This is a genomic window from Comamonas sp. A23 (assembly GCF_004522605.1).
GTDB classification, from domain to species: Bacteria; Pseudomonadota; Gammaproteobacteria; order Burkholderiales; family Burkholderiaceae_C; genus Comamonas; species Comamonas thiooxydans.
In genome coordinates, this window is record NZ_RSDT01000003.1 from 244,194 (window position 1) to 259,580 (window position 15,387).

12 protein-coding genes are annotated in these 15,387 nt (G+C 62.6%); 4 read left to right on the forward strand and 8 right to left on the reverse strand.

Going from position 1 to position 15,387, the window contains the following annotated elements; all coding sequences use genetic code 11:
• Window positions 1-56: 56 nt before the first annotated feature.
• The 5 genes from EIC84_RS09410 to EIC84_RS09430 all read right to left on the reverse strand — a co-directional run bounded on the left by EIC84_RS09410 (window position 57) and on the right by EIC84_RS09430 (window position 6,340).
• Window positions 57-1,373, reverse strand: a complete 1,317-nt coding sequence (locus EIC84_RS09410) for an ABC transporter substrate-binding protein (protein ID WP_003068651.1) — start codon at window positions 1,371-1,373, stop codon at window positions 57-59.
• A 222-nt stretch (window positions 1,374-1,595) separates the two neighbouring features.
• A complete protein-coding gene (locus EIC84_RS09415; protein ID WP_003068654.1) occupies window positions 1,596-2,660 on the reverse strand; it encodes a branched-chain amino acid ABC transporter permease in 1,065 nt (354 codons plus the stop codon).
• A gap of 17 nt (window positions 2,661-2,677) precedes the next feature.
• Window positions 2,678-3,607, reverse strand: a complete 930-nt coding sequence (locus tag EIC84_RS09420; RefSeq protein ID WP_034362866.1) for a branched-chain amino acid ABC transporter permease — start codon at window positions 3,605-3,607, stop codon at window positions 2,678-2,680.
• A gap of 10 nt (window positions 3,608-3,617) precedes the next feature.
• The gene (locus tag EIC84_RS09425; protein ID WP_003068658.1) at window positions 3,618-4,403 is read right to left on the reverse strand and encodes an ABC transporter ATP-binding protein; all 786 of its coding nucleotides are present in this window, start codon (window positions 4,401-4,403) and stop codon (window positions 3,618-3,620) included.
• A gap of 11 nt (window positions 4,404-4,414) precedes the next feature.
• Entirely contained in the window at window positions 4,415-6,340 is a 1,926-nt protein-coding gene (locus EIC84_RS09430; RefSeq protein ID WP_003068660.1) for a long-chain fatty acid--CoA ligase, read from the reverse strand.
• Between the two features lie 226 nt (window positions 6,341-6,566).
• Here EIC84_RS09430 and EIC84_RS09435 point away from each other — a divergent pair, with 226 nt between their 5' ends.
• The 3 genes from EIC84_RS09435 (at window position 6,567) to htpG (ending at window position 11,589) form a co-directional block, all read left to right on the forward strand.
• Window positions 6,567-7,298 (forward strand): Crp/Fnr family transcriptional regulator, encoded by a 732-nt coding sequence (locus tag EIC84_RS09435; protein ID WP_003068662.1) that lies wholly within the window; start codon window positions 6,567-6,569, stop codon window positions 7,296-7,298.
• 84 nt (window positions 7,299-7,382) lie between these two features.
• On the forward strand, window positions 7,383-9,326 hold the full coding sequence (locus EIC84_RS26320; RefSeq protein WP_237704504.1) for a pseudouridine synthase: 1,944 nt from the start codon (window positions 7,383-7,385) through the stop codon (window positions 9,324-9,326).
• A 313-nt stretch (window positions 9,327-9,639) separates the two neighbouring features.
• Window positions 9,640-11,589, forward strand: a complete 1,950-nt coding sequence (htpG, locus tag EIC84_RS09450; RefSeq protein WP_003068668.1) for a molecular chaperone HtpG — start codon at window positions 9,640-9,642, stop codon at window positions 11,587-11,589.
• A gap of 113 nt (window positions 11,590-11,702) precedes the next feature.
• Here htpG and EIC84_RS09455 read toward each other — a convergent pair whose 3' ends face one another.
• Both EIC84_RS09455 and EIC84_RS09460 read right to left on the reverse strand, forming a co-directional pair.
• The gene (locus tag EIC84_RS09455) at window positions 11,703-12,911 is read right to left on the reverse strand and encodes an MFS transporter (protein WP_034362868.1); all 1,209 of its coding nucleotides are present in this window, start codon (window positions 12,909-12,911) and stop codon (window positions 11,703-11,705) included.
• A gap of 21 nt (window positions 12,912-12,932) precedes the next feature.
• Complete coding sequence (locus EIC84_RS09460; RefSeq protein ID WP_003068672.1) at window positions 12,933-13,427, reverse strand: RidA family protein; 495 nt, start codon at window positions 13,425-13,427, stop codon at window positions 12,933-12,935.
• Window positions 13,428-13,627: 200 nt separating this feature from the next.
• Between EIC84_RS09460 and soxR the strand changes: the two genes are divergently transcribed.
• Window positions 13,628-14,095 (forward strand): redox-sensitive transcriptional activator SoxR, encoded by a 468-nt coding sequence (gene soxR / locus EIC84_RS09465; RefSeq protein ID WP_003068674.1) that lies wholly within the window; start codon window positions 13,628-13,630, stop codon window positions 14,093-14,095.
• Between the two features lie 6 nt (window positions 14,096-14,101).
• Here soxR and EIC84_RS09470 read toward each other — a convergent pair whose 3' ends face one another.
• Window positions 14,102-15,310: an MFS transporter gene (locus EIC84_RS09470; protein ID WP_003068676.1), complete on the reverse strand. Its 1,209-nt coding sequence runs from the start codon at window positions 15,308-15,310 to the stop codon at window positions 14,102-14,104.
• Window positions 15,311-15,387 lie beyond the last annotated feature (77 nt).

Here is a 15,387-nt window from a genome sequence, read left to right on the forward strand (position 1 = left end):
GCGCCGTCGTCCCCCTCAGGCGCTTGGCGCCAGTGAGGGGGAAGGCGTGAATCGCCTCAGGGGGTGCAGGTTCTTACCTTGACGTTCTTTTCCTTGGCGTACTTTTCCGCAAATTCCTTGTAGAGCGGATCGACCATGGACTTGTCGGCCTGGTACCAGTCGGAAGTCACCTTGAACTTGCTGCCATCCCAGGTGGCAATACGGGCCCAATCGGCGCCCAGGTGGTTGTCGCAGCTGGTCTTGAAGGGGCGGATGATCTTGCCGAAGCCCAGTTCGTTCAGGCGTTCCTGCGTCATGTTCAGGTTCTCCAGGCCCCAGCGCACCTGCTCGGGTGTCATGACCTTGCCCTTGCCGAACTTTTCCTGAGCGGTGCGGATGGCCTCTACCTGCAGCATGGAGATCACCATGCCGCGAGTATGTGCCAGCTGGCCCAGTTCCTTGGCGTCCTTGGCCGTGCCCTGACCCTTGTCGTAGAGCATGGACTTGATGTCGCCATGCACCTTGTCGCTCTCGGCCGTGTTGTGGATGGTTACCGTGTTGTAGCCCTTGGCGCCGGCACCGATGTCCTTGACGTCATGGTCGGAGCCGCCCCACCAGACGGCATACATCTTCTCGCGTGGGTAGCCCGTGGCCTGCGCCTCACGCACGGCCGTAGGAGTCATCACGCCGGCCGACCACAGCAGCACATAGTCGGGGCGGTTCTGGCGAATCTGCAGCCAGGTGGATTTTTGCTCCACGCCGGGGGCGGTCACGGGCAGCTTGATCAGCTCAAAACCATCCTTGGCGGCGCGCTTTTCCAGCAGCGGAATCGGCTCCTTGCCATAAGGCGAGTCGTGATAGACCAGAGCGATCTTCTTGCCCTTGAGGTTGCCTTTTTCCTTCTTCAGAATGTCCTGCACGATGGAGTCGGCGGCTGTCCAGTAGTTGCCCAGCAGCGGGAAGTTCCACTCGAAGACCTTGCCGTCCACGGACTGGGATAGACCATAGCCCGGAGTGACCACCGGCACCTTGTCGCCGGGAGCCTTGTCGGTCACGGCAAAGGTGATGCCGGTGGACTGGGTGTCAAAGCCCGAGGCGCCGCCGTCCTTGTTCTTGAGGCGCTCGTAGCATTCCACACCCTTGGCCGTGTCATAGGCGGTTTCGCATTCCTCGAATTTGATCTTCACACCGTTGACGCCACCCTTGGCATTGACCAGCTTGAGGTAATCCTGCTTGCCGTCCGCCCATGGAATACCCAGGGGCGCGAACTGGCCCGTGCGATACACCAGCAGAGGCACGAACTGCTCCTGGGCCTGAGCCGCAGGCGAGGCCATCAAGGCTCCCATGCCTGCAGCAATAGCAGCGGCAGCAATCGCAACTTTCTTGAACATCATCGACTGTCTCCTTGGGTTGTATGGGACGCTGTCCCGGTTGCAGGCACTCTGCGGTGTCTTGATTAATAAGAGCTAGGGCTCAAGCATTGGAAACTGTCTTTGGATTTGGCAACAGCCATCTCAGAGACATCGAGCAAGGGGCGTCCCGCCGCGAGGATGTCGTCCTCCTCCCGCGAAGCGAGAGAGGAGGAAGGCGCGTAGCGACTCAGGAGGTGTTTCATATCAATGCGGAAACGGCCAGACGCGCAGCTTCTGACGGGCCGTGGCCCAGAGCTTGGCCAATCCGTGGGGTTCCACAATCAGGAAGAACACGATGAGCGCACCAAAAATCATGTGCTCGAGATAGGTCGCCGTGGCAGTGGACAGCGGCAGGCCCAGCCAGTGGGGCACCTGGTTGAGCAGCAGCGGCAGCAGCACGAAGAAGGCGGCGCCGAAGATGCTGCCCACGACCGAGCCCAGGCCGCCGATGATGATCATGAACAGCAGCTGCAGCGAGCGGTCCAGGCTGAAGGCCGCGGGTTCCCAGGCACCCAGGTGGACAAAGCCCCAGAGCGCGCCGGCCACGCCGACGATAAAGCTGCTGACCGCAAAGGCCGACAGTTTGGCGTAGGTGGGGCGAATGCCGATCACTGCAGCTGCCACGTCCATGTCGCGCATGGCCATCCATTCACGTCCTACAGAGCTGCGCACCAGATTTTTGGCGGCCAGGCCGAGCAGACACAGAATTGCCAGGCAGAGCAGGTACTTTTCCATGGGCGTGTCGATGGCCCAGCCCAGAATGGCCAGGGGCTTGGCGCTGACCGAGCCGGAAGAGGAGTTGTTCGTCACCCAGGCCGCGCGGGTCGCCAGCCAGTCCACAAAGAACTGGGCGGCCAGCGTGGCCACGGCCAGATACAGGCCGCGAATGCGCAGGCTGGGAAGACCGAACACCACGCCGAACGCCATGGCCACCACGCCACCGCCCAGAAGTGCTACCAGCAAAGGCATGCCTTCAATGCGGGCCTGCAGGTTGTAGGCCGCATAGGCACCCACGGCCATGAAGGCGGCGGTACCCAGCGAAATCTGGCCGCAGTAGCCGACGAGGATATTGAGTCCCAGCGCCGCCAGCGACATGATGACGAAAGGAATCAGAATCGCCTGAAAGGTGTAGTCGCTGGCAATGAAGGGAATGGCCAGGAAGGCAAAGGCCAGCACCAGCAGGATGACCCAGCGGTCCTGCGCGACGCCGAAGATCTGCTGGTCTGCCGCGTAGCTGGTCTTGAACTGGCCGTTTTCACGATAAAACATATTCTTGTTCTCCCCGTTCAGACGCGGTCAATGATCTTGTCGCCGAACAGACCTTGGGGTCGTACCAGCAGGAAGCAAAGGGCCAGACCATAGGCAAACCAGGTCTCGATGCCGCCGCCCACCATGGGGCCGATGTAGACCTCGGAGAGCTTCTCTCCCACGCCGATGATCAGGCCGCCGATGATGGCGCCGGGCAGTGATGTCAGGCCGCCCAGAATCACCACGGGCAGGGCCTTCAGGGCCACCAGCGACAGCGAATACTGAACGCCCAGCTTGCTGCCCCAGATGATGCCGACGACCAGAGCCACGCCGCCGGCCACCGACCAGACGATGACCCAGATGCGCGACAGCGGAATGCCGATGGACTGGGCGGCCTGGTGGTCGTCGGCCACGGCACGCAGCGCGCGTCCGGTTTTGGTCTTCTGAAAGAAAAGGCTCAGGCAGATCACCAGGATGGCGGCGATGCAGGCCGCATACAGGTCTTCCAGGCTGATCATCACGCCGCCCTGAAACAGGCTGTCCATGATGAAGACGGGGTCCTTGGGCATGCCGACGTCAATCTTGTAGACCTCGCTGCCGAAGACCATGGGGCCGAGGCCATCGAGCAAATAGGCAATGCCCAGTGTGGCCATCAGCAAGGTAATGGGCTCCTGATTGACCAGATGGCGCAGGGCCAGACGCTCGATCACCCAGGCCACGCCCACCATCAGCGCCAGGGTGACGACGATGGCCAGCAGGTTGCCGACCAGCCCCGGCTCCAGGCCCAGCCAGCCGGGAATCCACTGCGAGAAGCGCGCCATGGCCAGGGCCGAAAACAGCACCATGGCGCCTTGCGCAAAGTTGAAGACACCAGAGGCCTTGAAGATCAGCACAAAGCCGATGGCGATCAGTGCATACAGCGTGCCCACCATGAGGCCGCCGAACAATGTCTCTAAGAAAAATCCCATGACTGCTCCTTCAGTGGCCTGCGCCCAGATAGGCGCGGATCACGTCTTCGTTGTTGCGTACTTCATCGGGAGCGCCGTCGCCGATCTTCTTGCCATAGTCCAGCACCACGACACGGTCCGAAATGTCCATGACCACGCCCATATCGTGTTCGATGAGCACGATGGTGGTGCCGAACTCCTCGTTCACATCGAGGATGAAGCGGCACATGTCCTGCTTTTCTTCCACATTCATGCCGGCCATGGGCTCGTCCAGCAGCAGAACCTGAGGTTCCATGGCCAGGGCCCGGCCCAGGTCCACGCGCTTTTGCAGGCCATAGGGAAGCTGGCCCACGGGAGTCTTGCGATAAGCCTGGATTTCGAGAAAGTCAATGATGTGCTCGACGAACTCGCGGTGCTGCATTTCCTCGCGTTGCGCAGGGCCGATGCGCAGGGCCTGCATGAGGATGTTGCTCCTGATCTTGAGGTTGCGGCCGGTCATGATGTTGTCGATCACGCTCATGCCCTTGAACAGCGCCAGGTTCTGGAAGGTGCGTGCGACACCCATCTCGGCCACCTGGCGGCTGTTCATATGACTGAAGGTCTGGCCGCGAAAGGTGATGGAGCCTTCGGACGGTGTATAGACGCCGTTGATGCAGTTGAGCATGGAGCTCTTGCCGGCGCCGTTGGGGCCGATGATGGAGCGGATTTCGTGCTCTTTGACATTGAACGAGATATCGGTCAAGGCTTTGACGCCGCCGAAACGCAGACTGATGTTCTTGATGTCCAGAATCACTTCGCCGCTGGTTCTTGTATTCATGAAAATTCCTCTCAGGCGGCAGCCGGGTGGAGCTTGGCTTCGACGATGGTCAGCGTGGCGCTGACGCTGCCTGTGCGGCCGTCCTCGAACTTCACCAGGGTCTCGATGAACTGCTGCTGCTTGCCGGTGTAGAGCGCATCCACCAGCACGCCGTACTTGTCGGCGATGAAGTTGCGGCGTACCTTGCGGGTGCGGGTCAGCTCGTCGTCATCGGGGTCCAGTTCCTTGTGCAGCACCAGAAAGCGCGCCACCTGGGTGTCGGCCATGCCGGGCTCGCTGGCCAGGTCGGCGTTGACCTTGTCTATGCAGTCGGCCACCAGCTCCAGCACCTTGGCCTTGCTGGCCAGGTCCACATAGCCGCCGTAGGGCAGGCCCTGGCGCTCGGCCCAGTTGCCCACGGCCTCGTAGTCGATGTTGATGAAGGCGCAGACCTCGTCCTTGCCATGGCCGAAGCAAACGGCTTCCTTGATATGCGGGAAGAACTTGAGCTTGTTCTCTATGTAGTTGGGCGCGAACATGGCGCCGCGGCTGGTCTTGCCCACATCCTTGGCGCGGTCGATGATGCGCAACTGGCCGTTGGCGTCGATCACGCCGGCATCGCCGGTATGGAAGTAGCCGCTGGCGTCGATCACCTCGGCCGTGGCGTCGGGACGCTTGTAGTACTCCCTGAGCACTGACACACCCTTGACCAGCACCTCGCCATTGTCGGCAATCTTGAGCTCGATGCCCGGAGCCGCCTGGCCCACGCTGGAGAGTTCCACCTGACGGTCGCGCTGCAGGCAGACATAGGCACAGGTTTCGGTTTGACCGTAGAGCTGCTTGAGGTTGATTCCGATGGAGCGGAAGAAGCGAAACAGCTCGGGGCCGATGGCAGCGCCTGCCGTATAGGCCACGCGGATGCGCGAAAGGCCCAGAGCATTGCGCAGCGGCCCGTAGATGAACAAGCTGCCCAACTGGTATTTGAAGCGATCCATGGCACTGACGCTCTTGCCGTCCAGAATGTCCGAGCCTACGCGACGTGCCACCTCCATGGCCTTGGCATACATCCATTGCTTGAGCGGCGAGGCATCTTCCATGCGAATGGAAACCGAGGTCAGCATGCCCTCGAATATGCGCGGCGGAGCAAAGTAGTAGCTGGGTCCGATCTCGCGCAGGTCGATGGCGATGGTCGAGGCGGATTCCGGGCAGTTGATGGTGAAGCCCGCCACCAGCCATTGCGCAAACGAGAACAGATGGTCTCCCACCCAGGCCGGCGGCAGGTAGCAGATCACATTGTCCGAAGCATTCAGGCCATCGGTCTGCACGCCGCCGCGGGCAGATTCGCCAAAGCTGGCGTGGGTCTGGCACACCCCCTTGGGCTTGCCCGTGGTGCCCGAGGTGTAGAGGATGACCGAGACATCGCCTGGCGAGACAGCCTGGACCATGGCCTCATAGGCTCCCGCGTGCCGTGCATCCCATTCCTTGCCCTTGGCCAGCAGCTCATCGGTGCTGATGAGTCCGGGTTGGTCATATTTGCGCAGGCCGCGCGGATCGTCATAGATGATGTGACGAATGCCGGGAACGCTCTCGCGCACTTCCAGCAGCTTGTCCACCTGTTCCTGGTTCTCGGCGAAGGCGAACGCGATCTCCGCGTCCTCCATCACAAAGCGCATCTCGGCGGCCACGGCATCCTGGTACAGCGGAATGGGCACTGCGCCACAGGCCTGAACGGCCAGAAAGCCCATGTAGACATGGGGCCGGTTATCGCTGATGAACGCCAGGTTCTGGCCACTTTCAAGCCCCAGTGCGCGCAGGCCGCAGGCCATGTGGCGCACGGTCTGTGCGGCTTCGCGCCAGCTCCAGGTTTGCCAGATGCCATACTCCTTTTCGCGCAGGGCGGGCGCATCGGGGCGTTCTGTCGCGTGCTTGAGCAGCAGTTGCGGGAACGTGGTTGTCATGCCTGATCCTCTTGGTTGGGGTTGGAGCCGTCGCGGCTACCCTTCACGAAAGTCTTGCAGACATGCTATGAGCGACTTTGACGTCAGGATGTCTGTTTGACGACAATTTGAGGGAAAGCCTGCATAGTGAAAATCCGCTGTAACAAATGCTGCTGAAAATGGCGCATTTGCTGCCTCGTGGAAATCCCGCTGTTGCGCCAGCGCGGCTTTGGCAATGCTTCTGGGCATGAGTCAAGAACTGTCCCTGCATCAAAGGCGGCGCAAGCCTTTGAGCTCAGAACTCGATGGCATTCCCTGGTGGCCCGTTCTGTTGCCCATAGAGCGTGAAAACGTGGCACGCGTGCTGCTCGTCGGCGATGCCGAGCCGGGTGACTATGTCTGCCGCACCGGTCGCCCGCCTACCTACTGGTTTGGCGTGGTCGACGGCCTGCTCAAGATGAACACCGAAAGCGCCGACGGAGTCAGCATGACGCTGGCCGGCCTGCCTCCCGGCGGCTGGTTTGGCGAGGGAACGGTCATCAAGCGCGAGCCCTATCGCTACAACGTGCAGGCCATCCGCAAGACTGTTGTGGGCGGCCTGCCCATAGACATGTTCCACTGGCTGCTTGATCATTCCATAGGTTTCAACCGTTTTGTGATGAACCAGCTCAACGAGCGCCTGGGCCAGTTCATCGCGGCGCGCGAGATCGACCGCATGAGCAATCCCGATCTGCGCGTGGCGCGCACTCTGGCCGCCTTGTTCAACCCCTTGCTCTATCCCGGCGTGGGGCAGATTCTGCGCATCACCCAGCAGGAGCTGGCCAATCTGGTCGGCCTGTCGCGTCAGCGTGTGAACGAGGCCTTGTCCGTGCTGCAGCGCGAGCGCGTGATCCAGATCGAGTATGGTGGCCTGCGCGTACTGGACCTGGAGGCACTGCGGCATGGAGAGTTCTGCGCGTCGCGCAAGGCGCTTGCCTGAGGTACGCCCTATAACCTAGCTCCGCGCTGGAATTGTGGATAACTCTCGCCTCGCGCCCGCGCGTCGCGAGACAATTACGCCCAAATGTCAGTCAAACCTCCTAAAGAGTCCGGCGCCCCTGGTGCTGGCAAATCCTCCGCGCCCTCGGATTCCTCGTCGGCGCGCCCTGTTTTGCGTGCACCGGCCAAGCCAGCCAAGGCCGAAAAGCCTGCGGCAGCCCGTGGCTCCAGGCCCGCAGGCGGCACCGATCGCGGCTCGCGCGGCGAAGGCCCGCGTGGCGAGCGCGGCGCACGCCCTCAGCGTGAGCGTGACGAGCGCCCCCGCGCTTCCGGCTTTGGTCGACCGGACGGCGGCCGTCCTGCTCGTGACGACGGTGAACGTCGCGGCGGCTTCTCGCAGCGCGATGAGCGCCGTCCCCGCGCCGATCGCGACGAAGGCGGCGAGCGCCGTTTTGGCGGCGGTGACCGTGGTTTCCGCCCCTATGGCGAGTCGCGTGATGGTGATCGCAGTGGCGAGCGCCGCGAGTTCCGTCCTCGTGACGACCGCCGTGATGACCGCCCTCAAGGCGGCCGCGACTTTGGTGACCGTCCACGTTCGTCCGGTTTTGGCCGCCCCGACCAGGGCCGCTTTGAGCGCTCCGAAGGCGGCGAGCGTCGTGAATTCCGTCCTCGTGACGACCGCCGTGATGACCGTCCGCAAGGCGGTCGTGACTTTGGCGACCGTCCACGTTCGTCCGGTTTTGGCCGTCCTGAACAGGGCCGTTTTGAGCGCTCTGAAGGTGGCGAGCGCCGTGAATTCCGTCCACGCGACGGCGAACGTCGTGGCGGTGATCGCTTTGAAGGCCGCCGCGATGAGCGTCCTCAAGGTCGTGACTTTGGTGACCGTCCGCAAAACCGTGGTTTTGGTCGCCCAGACCGCTCCGAAGGTGGCGAACGCCGCGAATACCAGTCCCGTGATGGCGAGCGCCGAGGTGGTGATCGCCCGCAAGGCCGCGACTTTGGTGATCGTCCGCAGAACCGTGGCTACGGTGACCGTCCCGAAGGCCGCTCCTTTGACCGTGACGACCGTCGCAATGACGAGCGCCGTGGCGAACGCCGCCGCGACGAGCGTGGTGGCGAGCCGGAAAAGCGCCATATCCCCGGCTCGTTTGTGTCGGAGGCGACCCGTCGCCCCACCACCGGTATTCGCACCTATCGCCCCGCAGCCGATGGCTCGGACCGTGCGATTCCCGTCAAGCGTGCTCCCGAAGCCGAAGCGCGTCAGGACGACCGTCCCGGTGCCGTGCGCATCAACAAGCGCATTGCCGACATGGGCATGTGCTCTCGTCGCGAAGCCGATGAGTGGGTGGAAAACGGCTGGGTCACAGTCAACGGCGAAGTCGCAACCATGGGCCAGAACGTGGTGCCCGGCGACAGGATCGAGATCGACCAGAAGGCTCAGGAGCGCCAGGACCAGCAGGTCACCATCCTGCTGAACAAGCCCATGGGCTATGTCAGCGGTCAGGCCGAGGACGGCCATGAGCCCGCCGTGGTGCTGATCACCAACGAGAACCGCTGGAACGAAGACCGCAGCAAGACGCGCTTCAACTTCAGCCAGCTCAAGGGCCTGGCTCCCTGCGGCCGTCTGGACATCGACTCCGTGGGTCTGCTGGTGCTGACGCAGGACGGCCGCGTGGCGCGCCAGATCATTGGCGAGGACTCGGAAGTCGACAAGGAATACCTGGTGCGAGTGACCTTCGGCGATCGCGACGTGGATGTGCAGTCCGTCTTCCCCGAGGAAAAGCTGGCTCTGCTGCGCCACGGCCTGTCGCTGGACGAGCAGCCGCTCAAGCCGGCCCAGGTGGACTGGCAAAACCCAGAGCAGCTGCGCTTTGTGCTGACCGAAGGCAAGAAGCGCCAGATTCGCCGCATGTGCGAACAGGTCGGCCTCAAGGTCGTGGGCCTCAAGCGCATCCGCATCGGCGGCGTGACCCTGGGCAATCTGCCCACCGGCCAATGGCGCTATCTGGCTGCGCATGAAAACTTCTGACACCCCCTGAGGCGCTTCGCGCCTTCCCCCTCTCTCTTTGGGAGGGGGACGACAGCCTCGCTGCGGGACGGCGGGGCCGCCCAGGCCCTTGCTCGCTGTCTCCGGTTGTGGGGTGCGCCAGTTTTTCAGTGAAATTGGCCTATGCCCCTTTATTGATAAGCGCAAGTAGCTATTCTTTTTGAATAAGCGCTTGCGCTTTTTTCTTGCCCGAATAGCCCTTGAAATATCAGGGGCAGGCCCTAGCTATGACTGCGAATCGCCTTGAGAGGTTCTCCGGGCGGCTTTTGATTTTCAGTTTTTCGCTCACAAAGACATGACAAAGCAAACCCATTCCTTCCAGGCCGAAGTGGCCCAGCTGCTGCACCTGGTCACGCATTCGCTGTATTCCAACCAGGAAATCTTCCTGCGCGAGCTGATCTCCAATGCTTCGGATGCTTGCGACAAGCTGCGCTTTGAGGCGCTGGGCGATGCCAGCCTCTACGGCGATCAGCCTGAGCTGGAAGTGCGCGTTTCCTTCGACAAGGCTGCCCGCACGCTGACCATCACCGATACCGGCATCGGCATGAGCGAGCAGGAGGCCATCGACAATCTGGGCACGATTGCCAAGAGCGGCACCAAGGCCTTCATGGAAAAGCTCAGCGGCGACCAGAAGGCCGATTCGCAATTGATCGGCCAGTTCGGCGTGGGCTTTTACTCGGGCTTCATCGTGGCCGACAAGATCACCGTGGAAACCCGCCGCGCCGGTGCTCCGGCATCGGCCGGCGTGCGCTGGATCAGCGGCGGCACGGGCGACTTCGAGATCGAGCAGATCGAACGCGCCCAGCGCGGCACCAGCATCATCCTGCACCTGCGTGAAGATGCCGAGGAGTTTCTCAACGGCTACAAGCTCAAGCAGGTCATCTCCAAATATTCCGACCACATCAGCCTGCCCATCCTGATGGAAAAGGAAGAGTGGAAGGAAGGCGAGAACGATCAGCCCGGCGAGATGGTCAAGACCGGCGAATGGGAAACCGTGAACAAGGCCAGCGCCCTGTGGACCCGCGCCAAGAAGGACATCACGGAAGAGCAGTACAAGGAGTTCTACAAGGCCATCAGCCATGACTTCGAGGACCCGCTGACCTGGAGCCACAACCGCGTCGAAGGCAATACCGAGTACACGCAGCTGCTCTACATCCCCGCCAAGGCCCCGTTCGACCTGTACCAGCGCGACAAGCACGCCGGCATCAAGCTCTATGTGAAGCGCGTCTTCATCATGGACGATGCAGAAGCGCTGATGCCCCAGTACCTGCGCTTTGTAAAGGGCGTGATCGACTCCGCCGACCTGCCGTTGAACGTGAGCCGCGAGCTGCTGCAGGAAAGCCGCGATGTGCGCCTGATCCGCGATGGCTCGGCCAAGCGCGTGCTGTCGATGCTGGAAGACCTGGCACGGCACGACAGGCACGAAGCTGCGGCCGAGGCTGCCGATGGCGTGCAGGACGTGGTCAGCGAAGAGGACAAGGCCAAGGAAGGCAAGTTCACACAGTTCTACAACGAGTTCGGCGCCGTGCTCAAGGAAGGCCTGGGCGAGGACTTCGGCAACAAGGAGCGCATTGCCAAGCTGCTGCGCTTTGCCACCACCACGCACGAAGGCCTGAACACCTCGTTTTCCGACTACAAGGCACGCATGAAGGAAGGTCAGGACGCGATCTACTACATCACGGCCGACACCCTGGCTGCGGCCAAGAACAGCCCGCAGCTCGAAGTGTTCAAGAAGAAGGGCATCGAAGTCCTGCTGATGACCGATCGCGTGGACGAGTGGGCGCTCAACTATCTGCACGACTTTGACGGCACGCCGCTGCAGTCCGTGGCCAAGGGCGCCGTGGATCTGGGCAAGCTGCAGAACGAGGAAGAGAAGAAGGCCGCCGAGGAAGCCGCCGAAGCCTTCAAGCCCGTGCTGGCCAAGCTCAAGGAAGCACTCAAGGACCGTGCCGAAGACGTGCGCGCCACCAGCCGCCTGGTCGACTCGCCCGCCTGCCTGGTGGTCAGCGACGGCGGAATGAGCCTGCAACTGGCCCGACTGCTCAAGCAGGCCGGCCAGGCAGCGCCCGAGTCCAAGCCGGTGCTGGAAGTGAACCCCGATCACGCCCTGGTCAAGAAGCTGGACGGCTCGGTCCACTTCAACGATCTGGCCCAGATACTGTTCGACCAGGCCGTGCTGGCCGAGGGCGGCATGCCCGAAGATCCGGCTGCTTATGTCAAGCGTGTGAACGCACTGCTGGCCTGAGCGGTTCGTTCTCCCCGATAAAAATCCCCGCAGAGTGGTGGCTCTGCGGGGATTTTTTCATGATTTCTGGCTGTATCGCTTATGGGTAGAGTGCTAACAGCTATCAAAATTGATTAGCTGCGTGAACGTTCAAGCAGGCTGCGATCCCAGAGCACCATGGTCAGGGTGAGCAGGCCCAGCAGGCCGCCCATGAGACTGGTGCCGGTCCAGCCATGTACCAGCCAGGCCCAGGAGCCCAGTGCCGAACCGAGGGAGGCGCCGAGGAAGTACGTGGTCATATAGACGGCATTGATGCGCGATCTGGCTTCGGGCGCCAATGCATAGACCACGTTCTGGTTGCTGATGTGCAGGGCCTGCAAGGCTCCGTCGACCACCAATAGGCCCAGCATGAACCACCAGATGCTGCTGCCGCCCAGCCACAGGCACAGCCAGCCCAGCAGCATCAGAATGGCGCCGGCCAGCGTGGTGGACTGCTCCAGCCCTTTGTCGGCCATGCGGCCTGCCACATTGGCCATCAGTGCGCCGGCAATGCCGACTATGCCGATCAGGCCGATCATGAGATCCGAGAGTTCAAAGCCCGGCCCGGCCAGCAGCAGCGCCATGGTGGAGAACAGCACGCTCACGGTGGCAAAGCCGGTGCCGCCAATCAGCGCGCGGCTGCGCAGGCGCGGATGCCGGCGCAGCAAGTCCCCCAGGGACTTCATGACTTCGCCATAGCTGACGGGAGCGGCGGGAGCCGCCTTGGGCAGGGCACGTGCCAGCAGCAGGGCCATGAAGGCCGTAGCGATGGCACCTGCCCAGTAGACGGTGCTCCAGCCGCCCAGATCGGACAGGATCCCCGCCACGCTGCGCGAGGCCAGAATGCCGATCAGCAGACCGCTCATGACCAGCCCTACGGCGCGGCCGCTGGTGCCGGGGGCGGCGAAGGTGGCCGCCATGGGCACCAGTACCTGGGCGGCCACCGAGAAGACACCGGCCATCAGCGTGCCGGCAGCCAGCAGCGCAAAACTGCCTGCCAGGCCGCTGATACCCGAGAGCAGCATGCCGCAGGCGGCCAGCAGCATCAGCGTCAGAACCAGGCGGCGGCGCTCCAGCATATCGCCCAGCGGCACGAGAAACAGCAGCCCTAGGCCGTAGGAGACCTGGGCCATGGTCACGGTGCTGGAGGCCTGGGCATCGCTGATCTGCAGATGCCGGACCATGGAGTTGAGCAAGGGCTGGTTGAAGTAGTTGGCTCCGGCGCACAGACCGCAGGCCGTGGCCATGAGCAGCAGGGTGGTTCTGGAGAGGACGGTAGTGGCCGCTGGTGTTGTGGTCTTCATGAGGCGTTCAGGTGCAGGGTGTCAGGCGGGAGTGGCGGCTTTGGCGCCCACCGCCATGGGCAGGGCCGCCGTGGCCTCCACCTCGATCAGCATGCCGGGCAGGGCCAGCTTGGGCACGGGAATCAGCGTGCAGGCCGGAAAGCGCGGCCGCTGGTCGCCGGCCTCGCCGCTGCCCCAATGCTGTCTCACGGCGCTTTGCCAGTGCTCGAAGCGCTCCAGCGAATGATCGACGATGAGCACGGTGAGCTTGAGCACATGGCCCATGTCCGCGCCGCCGGCGGCCAGGGCGGTCTTGATATTGGCCAGAGCCTGCGCAGCCTGCCGGGCAAAGCTGTCTGGCAGCTCGGCCAGGGCGTTTTCTCCGCCCTGGCCCGAGACGAAGAGCCAGCGCAGCGGCTCCTGGACGGTGACCACGTGGGTGTAGCCATTGGGCAGGCTGTCATAAAGACCGGCGGGCTGCAGATAGCACGGTTGCGGGGAAGGGGCTTGGGCAATGAAACTGGGCTTGGCGTCCATGAAAGTCTTTCAGGCAAGGCGGCTTCGGCAGGGCCCGTCAGCGGCAGGCCTTTGTCTCGGAAGCTGCTGGAATTGTTCAACCTCAACTAAGCTTGAGGTCAAGCGGTTTGTATGACCACACAGGATTGCGGTCATGGCGGCCAGGCAGGGACAACGGGAAGCAGCGGGAGATGACTGTGCAGTGTGAAGAGGCTGGCGATATGAATGGATGCGGCAGCGGCCTGGTGGCCGAGGCTGAGGGAATGCCGGATCTCAGTGTGGGAGAGGTCGCCAGCCGCAGCGGGGTGGCGGTATCGGCCCTGCATTTCTATGAGAAGCAGGGCCTGATCGAGAGTGCGCGCACCGCAGGCAATCAGCGCCGCTATGCACGAGCGGTGCTGAGGCGGGTGGCCGTGATCAAGGTGGCCCAGCGCATGGGAGTGCCTTTGGCCGAGATCGCGCAGGCACTGGCCCATCTGCCGGCCAACCGCGTGCCCGGCAAGGCCGACTGGAGTCGCCTGTCCTTGCATTGGCAGGCACAGCTCGATGCACGCATCGCGATGCTGACTCAGCTCAGGGATCAGCTCGATTCCTGCATAGGCTGTGGTTGCCTGTCTCTGCAGGCCTGCCCGCTGCGCAACGACCATGACTGTCTGGCGGCGCAGGGAGCCGGCCCGCATTTCAGATAGTCGTGCCTACTGGCGCGGAACGGGCAGCACGCGTGCCCTTGCGCTGATGATGCCAAGCAGTGCGGACAGCAGGCCCAGACAGGCACAGAAGGCTATCAGTGCGCCCGTCAGCCCGATATGGTCGGACAGCCAGCCCATGCCCAGGATGGGGACGATGGTGCCTACATAGCCCACGACCAGATAGGTGGAAAGCAGGCCAGTGCGGTTGACGGGCTTGGAGACCTTGTTGACCACGGCCATGCCCGACAGATTGCACAGTGCATGACCGCAGGACATGCTCAGAACACTCAGAGCGAACAGCCATGGCGAGCCGGCAAACAGATTGAGAACCAGCAGGGCATTGGTCGCCGCCAGGGCGAAGAAGCCGATGATGATCAGTTGCTTGGTGGGGTAGGGCCGGGCGATGAGCTGGATGCCGGCCGACAGAAACAGGATGACGCCAATGGACAGGCCAGAGACTGCCGGTCCGTGCCAGGGCAGCATCTGGGCCATGAAGCTGGGGGCCATGGCGGCAAACAGGCTGAACATACCGAAGGCGGAGAACGCCGCCATGCAGCCCAGCGCATAGTGGTAGAGAAAGGGCTTGCGCGGCTGGGAGATGCTGGGCAGAACATCTTTCAGCGTCAGGCCGGGAGCGTTGTGGACAGGCGCACTGGTCGCCGGCAGCTGGATCTTGAACAGCGCATGGATGCCCAGAAAGCTCAGTGCGATGGGCGGCAGATAGCTGCTGACCAGGGGGAATGGCACCCATTGTGCTATCAGGCCGCCCACCACGGGCCCCAGGCCGAAGCCGAAGGCAATCGTCAGGCTGGTGGTCGCAGCCGCACGCTGCAGGTCCCCCTTGTTGTTGAGCTGGGTCATGCCTATGGAAGCCGAGGTGGTGATCAGGCCCGAAGCCAGGCCGATGACGAAGCGGGAGGCACCCAGGCTCCAGGCATTCCAGGACAGGGCCGAGCCGATGACGCCCACGGTCATCACCATCAGTCCCAGGCGCAGCACTTTGAGAAAACCGAAGAGGTTGGTCAGACGGCCCAGAAACAGCAGGCTGATCAAGGCGCCCAGCATATAGGTCACGAAAATCTGCGTGATATGGCTGGGTTGCAGCCCCCAGGCCTGCTGGTAGAGTGGGTAGAGCGGGCTGGCAAGCGCCGTTCCCATGACGCCGACGCACATGGAAAAGCACACCCAGGCATAGGGGCTCAGACGGGATTGCATTGGGAAGGCTTTGGTGGAGCAGTCATCCGCATGCCCGGTGCGGGCAAGTCGGCTTGGCCTAAAATTATTAAAAATGA